The organism is Maribacter flavus (assembly GCF_008386635.1).
Taxonomy (GTDB): domain Bacteria; phylum Bacteroidota; class Bacteroidia; order Flavobacteriales; family Flavobacteriaceae; genus Maribacter; species Maribacter flavus.
Genome location: NZ_VUOE01000002.1, coordinates 522,385 through 541,970 on the forward strand (window position 1 = coordinate 522,385; position 19,586 = coordinate 541,970).

General features: G+C 41.4%; 21 protein-coding genes and 1 riboswitch. Of the genes, 10 read left to right on the forward strand and 11 right to left on the reverse strand.

Annotated elements, in window-relative coordinates; genetic code table 11:
• Window positions 1–2: 2 nt before the first annotated feature.
• Complete coding sequence (gene pgl / locus F0361_RS12550; RefSeq protein ID WP_154918931.1) at window positions 3–716, forward strand: 6-phosphogluconolactonase; 714 nt, start codon at window positions 3–5, stop codon at window positions 714–716.
• On the opposite strand, the gene F0361_RS12555 is transcribed toward pgl, so the two are convergent.
• The 6 genes from F0361_RS12555 to F0361_RS12580 form a co-directional block, all read right to left on the reverse strand.
• A complete protein-coding gene (locus tag F0361_RS12555) occupies window positions 713–1,261 on the reverse strand; it encodes an acyl-CoA thioesterase (RefSeq protein ID WP_154918933.1) in 549 nt (182 codons plus the stop codon). The two genes, pgl and F0361_RS12555, sit on opposite strands and share 4 nt — an antisense overlap.
• The gene (locus F0361_RS12560; protein WP_138258956.1) at window positions 1,261–1,626 is read right to left on the reverse strand and encodes a 6-phosphogluconate dehydrogenase; all 366 of its coding nucleotides are present in this window, start codon (window positions 1,624–1,626) and stop codon (window positions 1,261–1,263) included. Before F0361_RS12560 ends, F0361_RS12555 begins: the two co-directional genes overlap by 1 nt.
• A 4-nt stretch (window positions 1,627–1,630) precedes the next feature.
• Complete coding sequence (gene rmuC, locus F0361_RS12565) at window positions 1,631–2,983, reverse strand: DNA recombination protein RmuC (protein WP_154918934.1); 1,353 nt, start codon at window positions 2,981–2,983, stop codon at window positions 1,631–1,633.
• 30 nt (window positions 2,984–3,013) lie between these two features.
• Entirely contained in the window at window positions 3,014–3,730 is a 717-nt protein-coding gene (locus F0361_RS12570; RefSeq protein WP_246160885.1) for an ABC transporter ATP-binding protein, read from the reverse strand.
• Window positions 3,731–3,811: 81 nt separating this feature from the next.
• On the reverse strand, window positions 3,812–4,843 hold the full coding sequence (locus F0361_RS12575) for a FecCD family ABC transporter permease (RefSeq protein WP_154918936.1): 1,032 nt from the start codon (window positions 4,841–4,843) through the stop codon (window positions 3,812–3,814).
• Window position 4,844: 1 nt separating this feature from the next.
• A complete protein-coding gene (locus F0361_RS12580; RefSeq protein WP_154918937.1) occupies window positions 4,845–5,993 on the reverse strand; it encodes an ABC transporter substrate-binding protein in 1,149 nt (382 codons plus the stop codon).
• A gap of 223 nt (window positions 5,994–6,216) precedes the next feature.
• A riboswitch (cobalamin riboswitch) is annotated at window positions 6,217–6,434 on the forward strand.
• A gap of 70 nt (window positions 6,435–6,504) precedes the next feature.
• Here F0361_RS12580 and F0361_RS12585 point away from each other — a divergent pair.
• Window positions 6,505–8,403 carry a TonB-dependent receptor plug domain-containing protein gene (locus F0361_RS12585; protein ID WP_154918939.1) on the forward strand — a complete coding sequence of 633 codons (1,899 nt, stop codon included), beginning with the start codon at window positions 6,505–6,507 and terminating at the stop codon, window positions 8,401–8,403.
• A gap of 50 nt (window positions 8,404–8,453) precedes the next feature.
• On the opposite strand, the gene F0361_RS12590 is transcribed toward F0361_RS12585, so the two are convergent.
• Both F0361_RS12590 and F0361_RS12595 read right to left on the reverse strand, forming a co-directional pair.
• Window positions 8,454–9,926, reverse strand: coding sequence for a S41 family peptidase (locus tag F0361_RS12590; RefSeq protein ID WP_154918941.1), 1,473 nt, complete (start codon window positions 9,924–9,926; stop codon window positions 8,454–8,456).
• A 22-nt stretch (window positions 9,927–9,948) separates the two neighbouring features.
• Window positions 9,949–11,475: a S41 family peptidase gene (locus F0361_RS12595; RefSeq protein WP_154918942.1), complete on the reverse strand. Its 1,527-nt coding sequence runs from the start codon at window positions 11,473–11,475 to the stop codon at window positions 9,949–9,951.
• 209 nt (window positions 11,476–11,684) lie between these two features.
• On the opposite strand from F0361_RS12595, the gene F0361_RS12600 reads away from it, so the two are divergent.
• From F0361_RS12600 to F0361_RS12625, 6 genes are all read left to right on the forward strand, one after another.
• Window positions 11,685–12,197 (forward strand): RNA polymerase sigma factor, encoded by a 513-nt coding sequence (locus tag F0361_RS12600; RefSeq protein ID WP_138258948.1) that lies wholly within the window; start codon window positions 11,685–11,687, stop codon window positions 12,195–12,197.
• Entirely contained in the window at window positions 12,184–12,633 is a 450-nt protein-coding gene (locus F0361_RS12605; RefSeq protein ID WP_138258947.1) for a hypothetical protein, read from the forward strand. Before F0361_RS12600 ends, F0361_RS12605 begins: the two co-directional genes overlap by 14 nt.
• Before the next feature lie 159 nt (window positions 12,634–12,792).
• On the forward strand, window positions 12,793–13,347 hold the full coding sequence (locus F0361_RS12610; RefSeq protein WP_138258946.1) for a DUF4252 domain-containing protein: 555 nt from the start codon (window positions 12,793–12,795) through the stop codon (window positions 13,345–13,347).
• 69 nt (window positions 13,348–13,416) lie between these two features.
• Window positions 13,417–13,962 (forward strand): DUF4252 domain-containing protein, encoded by a 546-nt coding sequence (locus F0361_RS12615; RefSeq protein ID WP_138258945.1) that lies wholly within the window; start codon window positions 13,417–13,419, stop codon window positions 13,960–13,962.
• A 93-nt stretch (window positions 13,963–14,055) separates the two neighbouring features.
• Window positions 14,056–14,595: a DUF4252 domain-containing protein gene (locus F0361_RS12620; protein ID WP_240042753.1), complete on the forward strand. Its 540-nt coding sequence runs from the start codon at window positions 14,056–14,058 to the stop codon at window positions 14,593–14,595.
• A 156-nt stretch (window positions 14,596–14,751) separates the two neighbouring features.
• Window positions 14,752–15,555 carry a mechanosensitive ion channel family protein gene (locus F0361_RS12625; RefSeq protein WP_154918944.1) on the forward strand — a complete coding sequence of 268 codons (804 nt, stop codon included), beginning with the start codon at window positions 14,752–14,754 and terminating at the stop codon, window positions 15,553–15,555.
• Between the two features lie 31 nt (window positions 15,556–15,586).
• Here the strand turns inward: F0361_RS12625 and purB are convergent, their stop codons facing one another.
• Together purB and F0361_RS12635 are read right to left on the reverse strand one after the other, a co-directional pair.
• Window positions 15,587–16,930, reverse strand: coding sequence for an adenylosuccinate lyase (purB, locus tag F0361_RS12630; RefSeq protein WP_154918946.1), 1,344 nt, complete (start codon window positions 16,928–16,930; stop codon window positions 15,587–15,589).
• Between the two features lie 118 nt (window positions 16,931–17,048).
• Entirely contained in the window at window positions 17,049–17,609 is a 561-nt protein-coding gene (locus F0361_RS12635; RefSeq protein ID WP_154918948.1) for an adenylosuccinate lyase, read from the reverse strand.
• A gap of 127 nt (window positions 17,610–17,736) precedes the next feature.
• Here F0361_RS12635 and F0361_RS12640 point away from each other — a divergent pair, with 127 nt between their 5' ends.
• Window positions 17,737–18,210 carry a heme-binding domain-containing protein gene (locus F0361_RS12640; protein ID WP_154918950.1) on the forward strand — a complete coding sequence of 158 codons (474 nt, stop codon included), beginning with the start codon at window positions 17,737–17,739 and terminating at the stop codon, window positions 18,208–18,210.
• Here the strand turns inward: F0361_RS12640 and F0361_RS12645 are convergent.
• A complete protein-coding gene (locus F0361_RS12645) occupies window positions 18,173–18,865 on the reverse strand; it encodes an SIR2 family NAD-dependent protein deacylase (RefSeq protein WP_154918953.1) in 693 nt (230 codons plus the stop codon). The two genes, F0361_RS12640 and F0361_RS12645, sit on opposite strands and share 38 nt — an antisense overlap.
• Window positions 18,866–18,910: 45 nt before the next feature.
• Here F0361_RS12645 and F0361_RS12650 point away from each other — a divergent pair, with 45 nt between their 5' ends.
• Window positions 18,911–19,567 carry a TrmH family RNA methyltransferase gene (locus tag F0361_RS12650; protein WP_138258939.1) on the forward strand — a complete coding sequence of 219 codons (657 nt, stop codon included), beginning with the start codon at window positions 18,911–18,913 and terminating at the stop codon, window positions 19,565–19,567.
• The last annotated feature ends 19 nt before the right edge of the window (window positions 19,568–19,586 follow it).

Sequence of the window (19,586 nt, forward strand, 5' to 3'; positions counted from 1 at the left end):
GTATGGAATTAAATGTATATACCGATAAAAAGACGGTCGCGCTTGAATTCTCGAAATTCTTGGCCAAAATTATTAAGGAACGAGATAAAGTACATATTGCGCTCTCCGGGGGAAGTACACCCAAAATAGTGTTCGATGTCTTGGCTTCTTCCTTTAAGGATAAAATTGATTGGGCGAAGGTTCATTTTTACTGGGGCGACGAGCGTTGTGTGCCTCCAACGGGTGCCGAAAGTAATTATAGGATGACGGTTGCCCATTTATTGTCCAAAATCGAACTACCGGAAACAAATATCCACCGCATCAAGGGCGAGAATGACCCCAACGAAGAAGCGCTACGTTATTCGAAATTGCTCGATGAGAAACTTCCTCATGTTGACGGCATACCCCAATTTGATCTGGTCATATTGGGTATGGGCGATGACGGACATACGGCCTCCATATTTCCCCACGAAATTCAATTATGGGATTCCGATATGAATTGTGAAGTCGCGATTCATCCTGATTCCGGGCAGCGTAGGGTAACCATTACCGGAAAAATCATCAACCACGCAAAAACAGTGGCTTTATTGGTAACCGGGGCTGGAAAATCTGAAAAAGTGAGGATAATTACCCAACGAGAATCGGGATACGAAGCATATCCAGCATCTTTGGTAAACCCAAGTTCTAATAAATTGGTATGGTTTTTAGACGAAGATGCAGCTTCGGAAATTTCTTAGGAACCTAGTTCCAATCTGCAGTTTTCGTTTTGTAGCTCCGCCAAATACTGGTCGGCTTTAAAATTATAGGATTCAAACTTGGTATCCCGTTCCTTTGCCTCCAGTTTGCGGTATTTGCTTCGGGCGAATCGTCGAACACCTTGCTTGTCCGTCACGATCAAACCAGGTACGGGAACGCTATTCCCATTTTCATCCTTGGCGACCATGGTAAAATAGGAGGAATTGCAATGTCGTTTCTTTCCCGTGGTGATATTTTCGGAATCCACCCGAACACCAACCACCATGGAGGTTTTTCCCGTATAATTGATGGATGCCCTAAGAGTAACCAATTCCCCAACGTCTATAGGATTCAAAAAATCCACCCGATTCACCGAAGCAGTTACACAATAACGTTGTGAATGTTTGGACGCGCAGGCAAAGGCAATTTGATCCATTAAGTTAAGGATATGTCCGCCATGTACTTTTCCACCAAAATTGGAGTGGGAGGGCAGCATGAGCTCAGTAATCGAAACTTGGGAGTCCTTTACAGTTTTAAATTCTTGCATTAGTTTCTAAAATGTGGGGATTGCTCCTGTTCGACCTGGGTTATAAAGTATTTGGTATCGCCCAACCAAAAGAAGGTAGCATAGCGCTCCGTGTAATTGACTTTCACGTACTGACCTTGGTATTCCTTTAGTTTTTCAATGACCTCCTTATCCTTATCCAATACGGAAAAAGCAAAAATCTGCGCCCCGGAAATCCCTTGGCTTATTTCACCCTCCCAAGTTTTTACCAAAACACCCTTATTACTGATTTTTATAAGTTCTCCAGAGCGCACGCCCTCACTGTAGGGAACAAAGTAGATAAAGGCATAGATCAAGGCAAGCAGCACCGCACAACCGCCAAGAAAGAGGAATAATATTCGCTTCATATAATTATAGATTTAACCTAGGTTCCTGTTCTTCCTCAAAATCATCTTCTTTGGCCCTTTTGAGAATGGGTTCAGGAAGTGATTTTTTGGCCTTGGCGCCCATTTTTTTCAATTTCTCAATACTCGTAATGATATTACCGCGACCCTCAAACAATTTGTTCATGGCGCCTTTGTATTCGGATTTTGCCTCGTCCATTTTTTTGCCCACTTTCGTAAGGTCGGACACAAATCCCTCGAATTTATCATATAAGGCGCCTGCCTGTTTGGCAATCTCTATCGCATTTCTTTGTTGCTTTTCGTTGTTCCACATGCTATCTATAGTGCGTAAGGTAGCCAATAGGGTAGATGGGGTAACAATAACGATATTCTGTTCAAAAGCCTTATTGTACAAGGTGTTGTCGTTGTTAATGGCAATGGCAAAGGCCGGTTCAATGGGCACGAACATAAGGACAAAATCCGGACTCTCCATTTCATAGAGATCTTCATATTTCTTGGCGGACAATTGGTCCACATGCCTACGGAGCGAATTGATATGATCCTTCAGAAATTTTTCCTGAAATTCCTCCTCCGCATTGATATAACGTTCATAGTCGGTGAGGGACACCTTGGAATCCACGATCATTTTTTTGCCATCCGGGAGGTTGATGATGACATCTGGCATTACCCTGGATCCGTCTTCGCGTGTAAAACTCTGCTGTACACTGTATTCCCGGTCCTTTTCCAAACCGGATTTTTCCAGTACACGCTCCAGTACCAACTCGCCCCAATTACCCTGCATTTTGCTGTCACCTTTAAGAGCTTTGGTAAGGTTTTCCGCTTCTTGGGTGATTTTCAGGTTTTGGGTCTGCAGGTTCAGTAATTGCTCTTTTAAAGCCGAATGGATACTGATATTTTCCTTCTGACTTTCCTCTACCTTTTTTTCGAACAGTTGTATTTTTTCGTTGAGAGGAAGTAGGATGTTCCGGATATTCTTTTCGTTGCGCTCCGTGAACTTTAGGCTTTTCTCCTCTAATATTTTATTGGCCAAATTCTCGAACTCCTTGGTGAATTTCTCCTGAAGTTTTTCGACTTCCTCTTTCTGCTCCTGATTCTTCAATTGGAGGTTTTCCAAATCTGCCTGGTAGCGCACAATCTGATTGCCCAACCGCTCTTTTTCTGACCGGAGTTCCTCACGCTCGTTCTCTAGGGTCAGGTTCTTATTTTCGATTTGGGTCCTTGCAAGCTCCAATTGCCTGTTTTCTTCTTCCAGTTTACTATGGCTGGACTTGGTCTTTAAATTTTGGATATAGTGCCCCAAAAAAAAGCCAATTCCCAAGGAAAGGATTGCTATGATGATATAAAGTAATGTCTCGTTCATCGTTATTGAATACTCGAGTAAAGATACAGGTTACTTCTGAATTCGAAAAGTGCCCGTAGCTGCATCAAATTGAACGGTTTCTGTAGGAAACAATCGTTCAAACGCCTTATTTTCAATTAGTTTGCAAGGTTGGTCAAACCGATTTTCGTTTCCGTCCAAAATCAACATCGTATCACAAAGCTGAATGGCCATCTCAATTTCATGTGTCGTAAACACAAGCGTTTTATTGGTATGATGTGCAATAGATTTCAGCAGTTTTAGAATTTTGACCTTATGAAATAGGTCCAAATGCGTGGTGGGTTCGTCCAGCAAGATAATATCGGTGTCCTGGGCCAAGGCCCTGGCTATAAGGACACGCTGTAATTGTCCGTCGCTCAATTCAAAGCATTTTTTATCTCCCAGATCGTTCAGTTCCAAAACATCCAAGGCCTCACCCACTTTTTTTCTATCGTAAGGGGTCAAATTACCGAGCCAATTTGTGTAGGGTTGCCTACCCAAGGCGACCAATTCCTGTACGGTCAGGTTTTTGGAGGCCACCGGTTCCGTTAGGACGACACTGGTTCTTTTTGCGAATTGATGGGGCTTCATCTCCCCAATGGAAGTGCCATCGATACAAATGCTCCCTCCCAAGAGTGGTTGCAATTTTCCTAGGGTTCTCAATAAGGTCGACTTCCCAATACCATTCACCCCAACAATGGCCGTGCATTTACCAATACCGACCGAAAAGCTAATATTTTTGCATACCAATTTATTGGGATACCCCACCGATACATCCCTGACTTCTAAAACGCTGTTTATTTCCTTTGTCTTTTTGATATGCTTTCTTAATTAAAAAATCATCTTTCTTTTTCGTACTAATAGCCAAATGACTACCGGCGCACCCATGATGCTGGTTATGGCATTTATGGGCAATACGGCTGCCTGACCGGGTAACTGCGCGATCATGTCACAAATTAATAAAATGCAACTACCGTAGATCAGTACCGCTGGAACCAATATTTTATGGTCCGTAGTGTCAAAAATTTGCCGGGTCAAATGGGGCACGGCCAGACCGATGAAGGCAATGGGACCTGCGAATGCCGTAATACTTCCTGCCAATATTCCGGTTGCTATGATAATCAAATAGCGGGATGTTTTAAGGTTTACGCCTAGACTTTGGGCATAATTTTCCCCCAATAAATATCCGTTCAAGGATTTAATGGTACTTATGCTCAATAGGATTCCCACAAGGATCATCGCACTGAAAATACCCAATTGCGGCCATGAAAGGCCACCCATACTCCCAAAAGTCCAAAAAACATACTGTTGTAATTTTTCCGAATCCGCAAAGTAAGAAAGCACGCTTACAACCGCCGTAGTAATACTGCCAAACATCAATCCAATAATCAATAAAGCCATGGTATCCTTTACACGGGTCGCTACTCCAATGACCAAGAAAAGCACCAAAAAACTGCCCAAACTGGAGGCAATGGCCAAGGAAACATCATTTATGAAGGTGGCTGACAGCACCCCCGCGAACAACGTTATTCCCATGATAAGGATGGCTGCCCCCAAACTGGCCCCCGAGCTTATGCCCAAGACAAAAGGGCCCGCTAACGGATTTCTAAACAAGGTTTGCATGAGCAATCCGCTCAAGCCGAGTCCGGCTCCGGCTAAAACAGCCGTAAAAGCCTTAGGTACCCTATAGTTCCAAATGATATATTCCCAAGACGGATTGTCAATTTTTAAACCAAAAAGGGTTTTTAAAGTGTCTGAAAAGGAAATAGCTACGGAGCCTAAACTGATATTGACCACAATGCACACGAAAAGTATGCAAACCAGTAATAAGAAGTGAAACCTATATGTTTTTGACGGACTCAACTTATTCCAGTGGGGTAAAGAAAAACGGTTCGTATTCCGGTAAAACCTCAGGATGTAAAATATGGATAAGGTCTTTTAGTACAAGATCTGGTCTTTGAGGTGCGAGCTCATAATAAAGGATTCCGCCAGTGGCACCTTTGGTTTTGGAAAAAGTAAATATTTTTCTTTTTTGAAAAGCGTCGAACTGAGTATAATGTGTACTGGCATCCTTCATTTGCATATAACTGGTGAATTGGGCTGGTGCAATCCAGAGATCGGCATGTTGTCCTTTTTCCAGGGCATGTTCCCAACTCAGGGAAAGACTGCCAGTTTCTGGAGTATCGGCCCAAAGATAGTTTGCATTGGCATCCCTTAAAAACTGGGCGGCCCAACTTTCCCCACCCGGTAAATACCAGACATCCTTGTACATGGCACCGCTTAAAACGGTGGGTACGGTACCCGTTTTTTTGGCAATTGCAACGGCATCGTTATAGTCTTTCGCAATTTTTTTAAAAATCCGGTCGGCCTCCATTTCCTTCTCAAAAAAAGGCGCGAAGAACTTGATCCATTCCGCTTTTCCCAACGGACTTTCCTCGGTCCAATCGCCGTTGTAAACTACAGGAATATTGGCTTTTTGAAGGGTATTGTAGGTTTTATTTTCAGCATTTATACTGAAGCCAATGACCAAATCCGGTTGAAGTACCAACACCATTTCTGTGTTTAAGGATTCGTTGCTACCCAATTCCTGTATCTTACCAGTATCGATTCGCTTTCTGGCATGTATTGAGGATATGTAATCCGTACCGGGAAAGCCGATGAGTTTCTCCAAAACGCCCAAAGATTCCAGTGCGGGAATATGCGTTGTAGAGGTGACGACGATGCTTTCAACCGGAGTGCCGATGATAGCATCAAACGCATCAGAATCCAAGGTTATAGTGGGCAATTTTTCCTTGGGGACAAGGGCATAGGTAAAAGCCGTTTCGGCATTAGGCCAAGGTGAGGTAATTTTAAGTATGGTAATGCCAGTATCTGATTTTTCAATGGAAAACCCCCTGGCATATTCAATGGGAACTACTGTGTAATCCGTTGTTTTATCTGCTGTTTTGGGCGTTTCCTTACAACTCCAAACCCCTAGCAGAACCAAAATGTAAATTACTCTAGTGTACTTCAATGTGGCATTGATTTTTCAGTTGCAATATCGCTGCAAGGTAACAAAAGTCACTTTCTATTACTACCGCTTCTACTAGCTTTGGTGAAAATTCCGGTCATGCGAGAATCTTCAAACACCCTTATCTACATCATTGCGGGTATTATCCTGCTGCACTTCATTATCGGTTTTATTTGGTTGACGATTAAAATGGGAAAGAAAAGGCGCGAATAAATAAATTAGTTTTACTTTCGTCCCGAATTTTGGTTCAATGGTTTGCTTTATGCCGACTATTGATTAAAAGGGAATCCGGTGTAAATCCGGAACTGTTCCCGCAACTGTAAGCTACGCCGATGCATTCGGTACGTATCGAAATCTACAAAACCACTGTTCCCAAGAATTCTGGAACGGGAAGGTACTCGATACGATGCAAGTCAGGAGACCTGCCAAATTCAAACAACTAATGTTAAACTTTCGGGATAAAGGTTTACGTATGAGGACAGACATACTATTCGCTCGAACAAGAGATTAAAGAATGTACAAAAATTTGGTAGGTTTTGGTGCCATGGCGTTGCTGTGCACCAAGGCGATTGCCCAAGATGGGCAGGCCCTTGGCATTGATCAAGGGAACAAGGACTCCGTTCAATTACATGTTTTGGACGAAGTAGTCGTAAGCGATTCCCGCTTTGCACTAAAACGGGAAAACTCGGGTAAAACGGTCATTAAAATTTCGGCGGCCGAACTAGAAAGGAACCAAGGCCGTACCGTTGCCGAAGTCATCAACACCAAAAGTGGACTGGAGATTAATGGAACCCGAAGTTTTGCCGGTCAAAATATTTCCGTATTCGCCAGGGGCGGCAACAATCGACAGGTGTTGGTGATCATAGATGGCATCCAGGTATCGGACCCTTCCAATGTAAATGCGGAGTATGACCTGCGCTTACTGAATCTTTCACAGATAGAAAATATTGAAATCGTTAAGGGTGCTGCCAGTAACCTGTATGGGAATTCAGCGGCCACGGCTGTCATCAATATTACCACAAAGCAATCTGATGAAGATGGAATGAACCTGGAGGTCGTGTCCAATTGGGGAACGAACCAGTCCCAAACTGATCGAAACAATTCGCTTTCAGATATTTCCAACAATGTGACCATTTCCGGGAAAAATAAGGAACTAACGTTCTTGGCTTCAGGCGGACATCAATTCACGGACGGACTTTCCTCCGCCCTTGGAGAGGAGGCCGATGTTTTTTCGAGGATTGATGGAAATTTTAAAGTCGGTTACCGTTTTTCCGAAAAACTTACCTCGGAGGCATCGACCTTCTATAATAAGTTGAAATCTGACTATGATAATGGATTCCCTATTGAAGATGCCGACTTTCATTTTAATAGCGAACAATCCCGATTCGGTTTGGCAAATACATACACCTATGCCAAAGGGAGTTTGCATTTGAATACCGCCTTCAATCAAATCACAAGGGAATTTGTATCGGATTTTCCCAATTCCTTCGATTCGGAAACTTTTGTATTGGATGTATTCAACAAGTATACGTTCAACGAGCGCTTTTATACGATTTTTGGTCTGAACTTGGTGGAGGGTAAGACGGTATTTACCGAGAAGGTTTCTTCCAGGAACCTAGATCCGTATCTCAATTTGGTGTATGTGAGCGATTTTGGTTTGAATGTAAACGCCGGTGCCCGATGGAACAACCACAACGAGTATGGCGCACATTGGATCTACAATCTAAATCCGTCGTATCGTATTAAATGGGATCAGGGGTATTTGAAGTTTTTGGGTTCTTTTGCCACTTCATACATCGCCCCCAATTTGTCCCAATTATACGGTCCATTTGGTGCCAATACCGATTTGCGCCCGGAAGAAAACTCGACGTTGGAGGGTGGTATGGAAATAAGACTTTCAAAGAATTTTAGGTTCAATACCGTTTATTTTAATCGGTTGGAAAAGGAAAGAATCGAGTATGTAGTGATTGACCCGGATACCTTTGAAAGTCGGTATCAGAACAGTAAAGGAACGAATAGGGTTGATGGGGTAGAAGTGGAAGTTTCCGCGGTGTTGTTAAACGATTTGCAATTAAACGCCAATTATACGTTTACCAATTTGAGTACCGATATTACCTTACGTATACCCAAGCATAAATGGAACGCCCAACTTGGATATACTTTTAACCAGGGAACCTATGTTTCGGTTAACTATCAACACCTATCCGAACGACTGGACACCGATTTCAACACGTTTATGGATGTAGATTTGCCATCTTATGGGCTTTTGAATGTAACCGCCCAACATCGAATCAGTGAACATGTGCAATTGTCTGCCTCCTTGGATAATGTACTTAATGAGGATTATGTGGAAGTATTAAACTATACGACTAGAGGGAGAAATTTTAGGATAGGGATGCGATTGACACTATAGTTTACAAAAAAGGCGACCGTTAAGGTCGCCCACTATTTTTCGGAATGGTATTAATTTAAGGACAAATCCAATTCATATAGGGTATCATCGATCATTTTGTCCTTGAACGGACTGTACATTTTGGAACTGGAAAATATCTCAATGGGGTTTTCTACCGTAAAGTCCCTTTTACCCGTAGCTCCTGTAATTTCTTGGATAGCCCGAGCCAGCAGTGGTTCGTTGAGGTCCCCCAAAATGCCTAAATTGCCGTAATCCTCTTTTAGTTGGATATCTGGTACTAATCCATCCGTATAATCAAAGAATCCATCCGCATTTTCATTTCTCCCTAAAAGTGGTTGTATGGCCCATTGATTATCAGGATTTATTTTATTTACCCTGGAGGGTGTATAGAGGTAGGAATTTTCACGGTCGTCCACAAGCGTTGTGGAGAATTCATTTTTCCCACGGGTGACATCTCCAATGATTACGACATCAATGTAAGGTTCCAGACTATTGATGAGCAATTCACTGGCAGAAGCAGAACTCGCCGAAGTTAGCACGTACAATTTGTTAAGTCCCAATGGTTCTATGGTTTTGCTACCCAACCTATCCGTAAAATAGACCTCTAGCTGACTTTCAGATAATTGGTCCTGGATTTTATTATTGTAGCGCTTTCGCAGGAATAGATTGTCCGTATTGGTATCATAGATCATACTGGCCAGTATTCTAGTGGTATTAACGGACCCGCCTGGATTGTAGCGTAGGTCAACAATCAATTCCGTAATACCTAGATTCTTGAGTCCCAAAACTGCATCATAGAGGTCATCATCGTACTCGTTTGTAAATTGGTTGTACATGAGATACCCTATGGTAATGCCGTTTACTTCAAAGGATTTTGAAATGAAAACCGGATTTTCCGCCAAAGCTTCCTCCTTGGTAAGGGAAACTTCCCTTTCATTCTGTATGACATCCCCGTTCGAAAAATCGGCCATGTTCAGTACATACGTGTTATTGGCACCAAAAAGTAAATTTTGGAAATTATTGATGGTCAAGGTGGTACCATTGACACCGGTAAACAGATCGCCACGTTCAATATCCTTGGTAGCCGCATCGGAATTTGGTATTATATATCGAACATAACCAAAAACCTCTTCACTATTGGCTTTTCTTACCAGTCCAAATTCAAGCCCATTGCTTCTGGAAATCCCGGCCAAGGAATTGGTCAGTTCCCTATAATCAGAATTATAAAAGCTGAACCTGTCCTCTATATAAAGCAATTTACTATCGAAAAAGGCCCCGGGCTCCTCCACGGATTGTAAAAACTCCGTATAACTTTCAGAATCTTGAAAACGGTTATCCGCCAAATCTGGGACATCGGCTTGCCAGAAGTACCAGAAATTCATGGCTTTCCACATAAAGTTCTGGACGGGAACATTGGAAGATGGCAGCGGATCTACTGTTTTTGGAACGGATAATTCATCGTCCTTGGAACAGGAAAAAACGGCTAGGACAAAAACTAGGGGCAAAAGACTTTTGATACTCATACTAGGTAGAACTCGGTATAGCTTATTTTATTTCCTTCAAGATGTTTTTAGAACCAACGTTCAAACCATTGAGGATTAAGGCCATATTGCGTTCATCATACAGTTTGGAACTGGAAACTAGATTTACAGGCATGTTTACTTCAAAACTTCTTTTGGCACTAATGCCCGTAATTTCTTGAATGGCCCTTGCCAACAAAGGTTCGTTGACGTCCCCTAAAGTACCTAAGTTGGTGACATCCTCTTCCAATTCAATATCCGGGACCAATCCATCCGCATAATCCGAAAAACCGGCACTATTTTCTACTCTGCTAACTATAGGCTGTAATCCCCATTGATTTTCCGGGTTGATTTGGTCCTCACGTTCAGAATCATAAAAGTTTCCATTTTCTGGATCATCCACAAAAGTTATGGAGCCTTGGTTTTTACCAACAGTGGTAGTACCTATGTGTATTACGTTCATGTAAGGTTCCAAACCTACCATGACCAATTCACTTGCCGAAGCGGATGCATCCGTCGCCAATATGTATACGGTGTTCAAGTTCAACGTATTCAAGGCAGCATTCGAATTTCCATTGGCAGTTCCCGTAGTAGCGACAAAATTATTATCCAGTTCTCCAGGCTCAAATAAGGCTTGGACTTTATCATTGTACCTTGTCCTAAAAATCAAGTCGCTTGTATTGGTGCCATAGATAAGACTTGCCAGGATTTGTGCCGTTGTTCCCCTACCGCCGGAATTATACCTCAAATCCAAAACAAGATCCGTTACATTTTGACCTTTAAAATCGGCAAAAACATTGTTCAAAGCTTCTCCGGAGCCTGGCGTGAAGGAATTATACATTAAATAGCCAATTCTCTTATCCCCAATATTGAGAACTGAGTTTACTAAAATTGGGTCTTCCACCAAACCCTCTTGTTTGGTTAATGTTACCTCCTTACCGTTTGGACTGATGGTATTGTTTTCGATAGTTGCCATATTAAGCGTATAGGTATCGTTTTCTCCAAACAATAAATCGATATAGTTGTTTACAGTAAGTTCGGTTCCATTAACGCCAATAAAGAAATCGCCCCTTTTGATGTCCTTTGTAGAAGCATCGGAATCTTTGATGACATATTCCACAAATCCAAAGACATCATCGGAACTACCAATTCTGGAAAGTCCGAATTCAAGACCGTTACTTTTGGAAATTCCAGAAAGAAAATCCGTTAGTTCCTTATAATCATCACTGTAAAAGGTGAAGCGATCCTCGGAAAAAAGAAGCTCATTCAATAAGAAGTTTTCGGGATTGGGATGTGACCTTAAATAAGATTCGTATTCAACTTGGGTGGAAAATCGGTTATCCGCTAATACGGGAACATCGGCTTGCCAAAAATAATAGGCATTCAATGTCTGCCACATGAAATTCTGTACCTGTATATCGATTTCCTCTTCAACTACTTCCTCTTCAACTATTTCTTCCTGTTCTTCTTCAATGACAGGAGCATCGTCATTTTTTTTACAGGATTCTGTAAGTATCCCAACAAACAATAAAAACAAAATGTATTTTTTCATAGCAATTTTATTCTAACGCAGCAATTTCCATACCAATTGCAGGGTTAATGTTCCTTTAGCATTTTTTTATAGTTACGTAAAATCAATAGATATAGATGTTAAATTTACTTACACAAGCCCGAATAAAAAATTAATTGTAACAAAAATCGTTGATTGTCGTCTTCCCTATAGAATGCCTTAACAAGGTATTTTGAGCAACAAAACCTAAAATGAAACAAGCTGAGTTTTTAAATGTGGTTATGCCCTTTAAGGATAAGTTATACCGTTTGGCAAAGCGACTATTGGTATCCAGTGAGGAAGCCGAAGATGCCACACAGGAGATTTTGCTGAAATTATGGACCAAGAAGAAGTCGATTGAATCCTATAATAACGTAGAGGCATTCGCCATGACCATGACCAAGAATTTTTGTTTGGACCGATTGAAATCAAAACAGGCTAGCAATTTGAAACTGGTACATAGCAATTACGGGGATGAGGGAAGCACTTCCCTTCAAAAACAGGTAGAGGCGAGGGATAGTCTAAGTTGGGTTGAAAAGATAATGGATGAATTGCCGGAACAACAAAAGATGGTACTTCAATTGAGGGATGTGGAACAATACGAATATGAGGAAATAGAGGAGCTTTTGGGAATGAAACCGACCGCAGTTCGTGTCGCACTTTCAAGGGCCAGAAAAACAGTTAGGGAAAGATTAATACAAAAACATAGTTATGGAATTGGATAAAGTGGAAAAATTGGTGGAAAAGTATTTTGATGCTACCACTACCGTTGCCGAGGAGGAAAGCCTAAGGGACTATTTTTCAAGGGAAGACATACCTGCACATTTAGAGCAATATGCACCAATGTTCCAATATTTTGCGGTTGCCAAGGAAGAGCGTTACACAAAAAAATTGGCATTGACCAAAACGCCCAAAGGAAGTTTCCGAACTTTGTATAAATGGGTATCCGTGGCTGCGGTGGCTGTTTTTACCATAGGGGTATATTTTTATAATTCAACGCCCAAGCCTGTAACCTTGGCAGAAGAGTTTACACCAGAGGAAATAGCCTCTGCACAGGAAGCCCTGGCCTTATTGGCGATAAATTTTAACAAGGGAACGGAGCAACTGTACCACTTGGAGGAATTTCAAAAGAATACGAATAAATTCTTAACGAAAGAGTAGTAACGATACGGATAAATTTTTAAACCAATTAGCTTAAGTTTTAACAAAAAAAATGATTAAACAAAAAAATATGAAATGAGCCATAACAATTCTTTATACCCACTGAGATAGTTATTGGCGAATTGCATATGACCTATTAAAAACAATAAAAATAAACAGATGAAAAAGCTATTATTTATAGGAATCTTGGTCTTGGCGCCTTTTTTTACCACTGCCCAGGATATTTTTGACAAGTACGAGGACAATGACAAGGTCACCTTTGTGGCCATGCAGCCAAAAATGTTCCAGATGCTTGGGAAAATGAGTGTAAACTCAGATGATCCAGAAGCCAAGGAATTTTTTGAACTTGTTAACTCCATTACCAGTTTTAAGGTAATCACCACGGACGATGCTGCTATTTCCAAGGATGTGGATAGCTGGGTAGCAAATAGATTGAAGAGTTCAACTTTTGAAGAGCTTATGCGTGTACGGGACGGTGACAGCAATGTAAAGTTCTATGTAAAGGAAGGAAAGGACGATGACCATGTAAAGGAATTGTTGATGTTCGTGACCGGTATAAAGGATATGGATATAGACATCAACGGGAAAAAATTGGAAACGGTTTTGCTTTCCTTGACAGGGGATATCAATCTCAGGTCGGTTTCAAAACTTACCGATAAAATGGATCTGCCAGGTGGAGACCAATTGGGCAAGGCCAGCAAAAAAAGTAATTAATATCTAGTAAATATCATCAATCATTAATCATTAATCTCCCGATTGCCATCGGGACAAAAAACAACAGTCATGAGAAAATTAGCAGTAGTAGTATTAGTAGCCATTTTACCGTCATTGGGTTTTTCACAGTCCATTTTTGACAAATACGAGGATATGGACCATGTAGGTTCGGTCATCGTAAACAAAGGCATGATCGATTTGGTTTCCAAAATTGGGGCATTGGATGACGACGAAGAAGCAAAGGAGTTTGTTGAGGTCGCTAAAGGGCTTCAGGGAGTAAAGGTCTTTATGACCGAGGACGAAGGCGTTTCATTGGATATGTCCAAAACCGTGAAGCAATATCTAAAAAGCTCCAAACTAGAGGAATTGATGCGCGTAAAGGATAAGGACGTTAACGTTAAGTTCTATGTAAAAAATGGTAAGAACGAAAACCACGTAACGGAATTGCTTATGTTCGTTTCTGGAATGGAAAATGTGGAGATTGGACATAATGGACGAAAGCTGGAAACGGTTTTGGTAAGTCTTACGGGAGATATCGACCTGAATAAAATTGGTTCACTTACCAATAAAATGGACCTTCCCAAGGATTTGAACAAGGCGGGTGGCAGAAGATAAATCCGGTATTTTAAAAACTAGTAGAAGGTGGACTTTTTAGTTCACCTTTTCCCAGTTTCATAAAATTGAATTTAATAATTAAAATCGATAGGTTTGAAACGAACAAGAAACATTATGGTGATAGTTCTGGCAATCATCATGGGCGCGTGCTCTTCGACCCAAAGCTTGCAGGAATATTACATCGACAATACAGAAAATCCAAATTTTCTTCATTTGGATGTGCCCACCAGCATACTTAAGCTGGATGAGGCCAATCTAACGGAATCCCAAAAGACGGCATTGAACTCACTTAAAAAATTAAATATTCTGGCCTTCAAGAAAACAGATACGAATACGCCAGAATATGAAGCTGAAAAAAAGCAGGTAAAAGCCATACTCTCAAACAACATTTACACGGAGTTGATGAAGATGAATACGGACTTTGGAAGGGCTACCGTAAGGTATCTGGGCGAGGACGATGCCATTGATGAGGTAATCATTTATGGAGACAATGATGAAAAAGGTTTTGCCCTAATCAGGGTTTTGGGAAATGATATGAATCCGGCGCATTTTGTACAGCTTTTACAAGCAGTACAGAAGTCGGATTACAAAGGTGAAGGCCTTGGTGCTCTGGGCGATTTCCTTAAAGGATAAATCAAACATTTTTAAAGGATAAAGACCCGTCTAGCCAAGGCTTTAACGGGTCTTTCTGTTTTTAACTAGTTGCTCTTCAAAACATTAATTGTGACCTTCTGCTTATATTGGGGTCATAATGAAAAAGGAATATTAACCACTAAACCAAAAACTAGTATGGAAAATTTATCTATGGAAGCTATCATGGGTTATGTAGAGACCTATGGAGTTCCCCTTCTTAAAGCCATTTTAATCTACATTGTCGGTGCTTGGGTAATCAAAAAAATAATAAAGGCCGTGCGAAAAATGTTCGCAAAGGGTACGTATGATGAGTCCCTGCAAAAATTCCTCGTGAACCTAATTTCGTGGGCACTCAAGATTTTCTTGATAATTACCGTGATATCTACTTTGGGGGTGGAAACTACCAGCTTGGCCGCGGTAATTGCTGCTGCAGGTTTGGCGGTGGGTCTTGCCTTACAGGGGTCGTTGTCCAATTTTGCTGGCGGTGTACTTATCATGATTTTTAAACCCTATAAAATCGGGGATTTAATAGAAGCGCAGGGAGTTTTGGGTTCCGTAAAGGAAATTGAAATTTTTACCACCAAACTCATAACCCCACAAAATAAACTGGCAATCGTGCCTAATGGGGCCTTGGCCAATGGAAATATCATCAACTATACCGCCGAGGGTAAGATGCGTGTAGATACCGTTGTTGGGGTCGATTATGGATCAAACATTAAAAAGACAAAAGAAGTCTTGTTAGAGATGCTCAAAGCAAACCCAAAGGTTTTAGAGGATCCCGCGCCTAGTGTAAACGTTGAGGAATTGGCGGATAGTTCCGTAAATCTGGCCGTTAGGCCCTATTGTAAACCAGAAGATTACTGGGATGTTTATTTTGCGACCATTGAAGGGACCAAGGAAGCCCTAGATAAGGCTGGTATCGAAATACCGTATCCGCACGAAGTGCAGATCAATAAATAACAAAAAATGGGCCGATACGATCGGCCCATTTTTAAATCCCCGTATAATTACTTGGGGTAATCCGTTTTAGTTCGTTCCTTATTTCTTCCGAAACATCCAAAGTATCAATGAATGATGCAATTGAAGCCTGATTGATTTTTTCATTGGTTCTGGTAAGTCCCTTAAGTGCCTCGTACGGATTGGGGTAGCCTTCCCTTCTTAAGATGGTCTGTATTGCTTCCGCTACCACCGGCCAATTATTTTCAAGGTCCTGCTCGAATTTTTCCTTGTTCAGCAATAATTTGTTCAGGCCTTTTAAGGTGGAAAGAAATGCAATGATGGTATGGGCAAAGGGCACACCTACATTCCTTAAAACTGTACTATCGGTTAAATCGCGTTGCAAACGGGATACAGGTAACTTTGCCGATAAATGTTCAAAAAGTGCATTGGCAATGCCCAGATTTCCTTCAGAATTCTCAAAATCGATCGGGTTTACTTTATGGGGCATTGCGGAAGAACCTACTTCCCCGGCCTTTATTTTTTGTTTGAAATAATCCATGGAGACATAGGTCCAAAAATCGCGGTCCAAATCCAAAATAATGGTATTGATACGTTTTAGGGTATCGAACAAGGCTGCCATATGGTCGTAATGTTCGATTTGCGTAGTTGGGAACGAATGATGTAGCCCTAATTTTTCCTGGACGAACTGTTGCCCAAAAGCCTTCCAATCTATTTTTGGATAGGCGACCTTATGTGCGTTGTAATTTCCGGTTGCACCCCCAAATTTGGCGGCACTGGGTATATCATTCAAGAGGTTGAACTGTTCCTTCAATCGTACGGAGAAGACTTTTATTTCCTTTCCCAAGCGTGTAGGGGAGGCTGGTTGACCGTGCGTTCTAGCCAACATGGGGACATCTGCCCATTCCTGTGATAATTCTTCCAACTTATTCAGGACATTGAGATATTCCGGTACATACACATCGTTAATGGCCTCTTTTATGGAAAGGGGAATGGCGGTATTGTTGATATCCTGCGAGGTGAGTCCGAAGTGAATGAACTCCTTATGGGCTGACAGTCCCAGTTTATCGAAGACATTCTTTATAAAGTATTCAACGGCCTTAACGTCATGATTGGTAGTTTTTTCAATCTCCTTGATCTCCATCGCATCCTTAGCATCAAAATTTTTATAAATATCCCGTAATGCCGAATACTTTGCGGTGTCAAAATCCGATAACTGGGGCAACGGCAGCTCGCAAAGCGCGATAAAATACTCTATTTCCACCCTCACCCTATATTTGATCAGTGCCTCTTCGGAAAAATAAGGGGCCAGATTTTCAACTTTTTTTCGGTATCTGCCATCAATAGGGGAGATGGCATTCAGCACGTTCAGAGCCATAGTATGTGATTCTTAAATGAAAATGGCAAAGATACCGAATAGTACAGGAGTTTAAAACTGTTCTTTAATCTAAAATTGGGCCTTTTTAGTTCCCTCATAAGTATGTCTATCTGGTAATTTATGTAAGTTTCTTCAGTACCATCCGTGCCCTTGCCTGATAGGCGGCGCTTCCATTGGCATAATTTTGCTCTAAAATCGATTTCAATTCAGGATGTATCCACTCGTATTTGGAGCCCAATAAATAAAGGCTTGTCATGGAATAGGCCTTGGCCGCCACTTTATGTTCCCCAATGAGCCAATCGAAACAGGCGGTGCTGATTTTTTCAAGGTGTACTTCGGATATTTTTTGAAGGATGTAAATATCCTTCCCTGAAAAATAACGTTCCATCAATAGCTCACAGACCTTGGCAATTGGACGTACGGCGGAATCCCGTTCCACTGTTCCGATAACTTCCGTAAATGTATCGAGATAAGGAACGATAGCGTTCAGTTTTTTATGTGCTACTACTTCCATGATCCAAGCAGCCTTGGAAGATAAAGGGTCTTTTGTTAGTTTTATGATATCCAATAAGGGTGCTATTAGTGCCGTGTCCGCCAAAACACGTTGTGCCATTTCGGTTCGTTTATCCCTGGAATGGTCCACATAGTGTAGGGACTGGTAAAGCTCCTGTTGGTTCATGGTTTTAAAAACAGAATAAAAGTATACATACAATCAAATTCCTCTAATGAAGTTATGGTGGCTAACTAAATACTTCCCAACAAAAAAAAGTTTAAAATTTAAAAACGGATGAACTAAATTTAAACACATGAAATTAATAAGAAAAATATTGATCGGATTATTGGTGGTTTTTATAGCCATTCAATTCTATAGACCGGAAAAAAACCTTTCTAAGGAAAACGATACCGCCATGTTCCTACGAGAAACAAACCCTCCCGAAGAGGTTAGGGACATCCTTCAAAATTCCTGTTTTGATTGTCATAGCAATAATACAGTGTATCCGTGGTACAATAATATCGCTCCTGTTTCTTTTTGGTTGGCAGATCATATTGAGGAAGGAAAATCCGAATTGAATTTCTCCGAATGGGAAACATATTCGGACAAAAAAAAGGATCATAAATTAGAAGAACTTTACGAGGAAACGGAGCGTAGGTCCATGCCCTTAAAGGAATATACTTGGACCCATAAAGAGGCCAAACTTACGGAAGCCCAAATAGAGGCCGTTGTTAAGTGGGCAAAAGATACTAGGTCGCTCTATCAATTAGGGAATCGACCAAAGTAGGGACGCCTTCCACGGCTGTTTTGGGAATTACCTCAAGATGTTTCTGCCCATTTTCTTGAATGGAAGGCTTTGGGTCTATAAAATAAATGGGCGTGCCCTCGTTGATGAAATTTATAAGGCTGGCGGCCGGATATACTTGCATGGATGTGCCTATAATTATAAGGATATCCGCTTTTTGAGTAATGTCAATAGCGGTATCCAACATGGGAACCGCCTCCCCAAACCAAACAATATGGGGTCTTAATTGATGTCCCGCTTCACATAGATCTCCCAACAGGATATCCTCCGCCCGTTCAATTATATTCCAATCATTTCCAACACTTCTTGCCTTTAACAACTCTCCATGTAAATGCAGTACCTTGGAACTTCCTGCCCTTTCATGAAGGTCGTCCACATTTTGTGTGACTATTTTCACATTAAAATGTGCTTCCAATTTGACCAAGGATTTATGGGCTTCATTGGGTTCAACGGTCAATAACTGTCTTCTCCGCTGATTATAAAATTCCAAGACCAGTTCCGGGTTTCTCTCAAATGCTTGCGGAGTCGCCACTTCCATCACATCATGTCCTTCCCATAATCCGTCCGCATCCCTAAAAGTCTTTAATCCGCTTTCGGCACTTATTCCGGCACCCGTTAAGACAACAATGTTCTTCATACCTTCAGTTTAATTCAAAAATATAGATTTTATTATCTTGGTTTTATGGGAGACAAAGAACTTTTACACTATTTAGAGGGTTTTATTTCCGAAGAAAGAAAGCAGCGTTTTTTATCGATTCTTAAAAACCGAACCAGTTTTATTTCGGTGGCCATTGAGGATGTTTATCAGATGCACAATACGAGTGCCGTAATTAGGAGCTGTGAGTCCTTCGGGGTGCAAAAAGCACATTTGATAGAAGGTAGGTTTGGTAAAAGGCTTGACAAGAAAATTGCCATGGGGGCGCAACAATGGGTGGATATCCATCGATATACTTCCGTTACAGAGGCTATTTCCGTTTTAAGGGAACAGGGATATAAAATCGTTGCAACGAGTCCGCATGCGGATAGTTCCTTGTTGACCGACTTCAAACTGGAGGCACCCATCGCATTATTCTTTGGTACTGAAAAGGAAGGACTAAGCCAAGAGGTGATGGAAAAGGCCGATATGTTCTTGAAAGTCCCCATGGTTGGTTTTACCGAAAGCCTCAATATTTCGGTTTCTGCCGCAATTATTTTGCAGGATTTAACCGCAAAACTTAGACAGAGCGATTTGCCTTGGCAATTGACCGATGCCGAAATACTGGAAAAAAGACTGGACTGGACCAAAAAATCCATTAGAAGTATCGAGGACATTCTGAACAGATTTTACCGAACCAAGTAGTTTTTTGTTTAACTTGGAA

Coding starts and splice junctions, on each gene's coding strand:
- F0361_RS12650 (WP_138258939.1), top strand. CDS start 18,911: ATGGGAGACAAAGAACTTTTACACTATTTAGAGGGTTTTATTTCCGAA.
- F0361_RS12585 (WP_154918939.1), top strand. CDS start 6,505: ATGTACAAAAATTTGGTAGGTTTTGGTGCCATGGCGTTGCTGTGCACC.
- F0361_RS12625 (WP_154918944.1), top strand. CDS start 14,752: ATGGAAAATTTATCTATGGAAGCTATCATGGGTTATGTAGAGACCTAT.
- F0361_RS12590 (WP_154918941.1), bottom strand. CDS start 9,926: ATGAGTATCAAAAGTCTTTTGCCCCTAGTTTTTGTCCTAGCCGTTTTT.
- F0361_RS12615 (WP_138258945.1), top strand. CDS start 13,417: ATGAGAAAATTAGCAGTAGTAGTATTAGTAGCCATTTTACCGTCATTG.
- F0361_RS12610 (WP_138258946.1), top strand. CDS start 12,793: ATGAAAAAGCTATTATTTATAGGAATCTTGGTCTTGGCGCCTTTTTTT.
- pgl (WP_154918931.1), top strand. CDS start 3: ATGGAATTAAATGTATATACCGATAAAAAGACGGTCGCGCTTGAATTC.
- purB (WP_154918946.1), bottom strand. CDS start 16,930: ATGGCTCTGAACGTGCTGAATGCCATCTCCCCTATTGATGGCAGATAC.
- F0361_RS12560 (WP_138258956.1), bottom strand. CDS start 1,626: ATGAAGCGAATATTATTCCTCTTTCTTGGCGGTTGTGCGGTGCTGCTT.
- F0361_RS12645 (WP_154918953.1), bottom strand. CDS start 18,865: ATGAAGAACATTGTTGTCTTAACGGGTGCCGGAATAAGTGCCGAAAGC.
- rmuC (WP_154918934.1), bottom strand. CDS start 2,983: ATGAACGAGACATTACTTTATATCATCATAGCAATCCTTTCCTTGGGA.
- F0361_RS12640 (WP_154918950.1), top strand. CDS start 17,737: ATGAAATTAATAAGAAAAATATTGATCGGATTATTGGTGGTTTTTATA.
- F0361_RS12600 (WP_138258948.1), top strand. CDS start 11,685: ATGAAACAAGCTGAGTTTTTAAATGTGGTTATGCCCTTTAAGGATAAG.
- F0361_RS12635 (WP_154918948.1), bottom strand. CDS start 17,609: ATGAACCAACAGGAGCTTTACCAGTCCCTACACTATGTGGACCATTCC.
- F0361_RS12605 (WP_138258947.1), top strand. CDS start 12,184: ATGGAATTGGATAAAGTGGAAAAATTGGTGGAAAAGTATTTTGATGCT.
- F0361_RS12555 (WP_154918933.1), bottom strand. CDS start 1,261: ATGCAAGAATTTAAAACTGTAAAGGACTCCCAAGTTTCGATTACTGAG.
- F0361_RS12595 (WP_154918942.1), bottom strand. CDS start 11,475: ATGAAAAAATACATTTTGTTTTTATTGTTTGTTGGGATACTTACAGAA.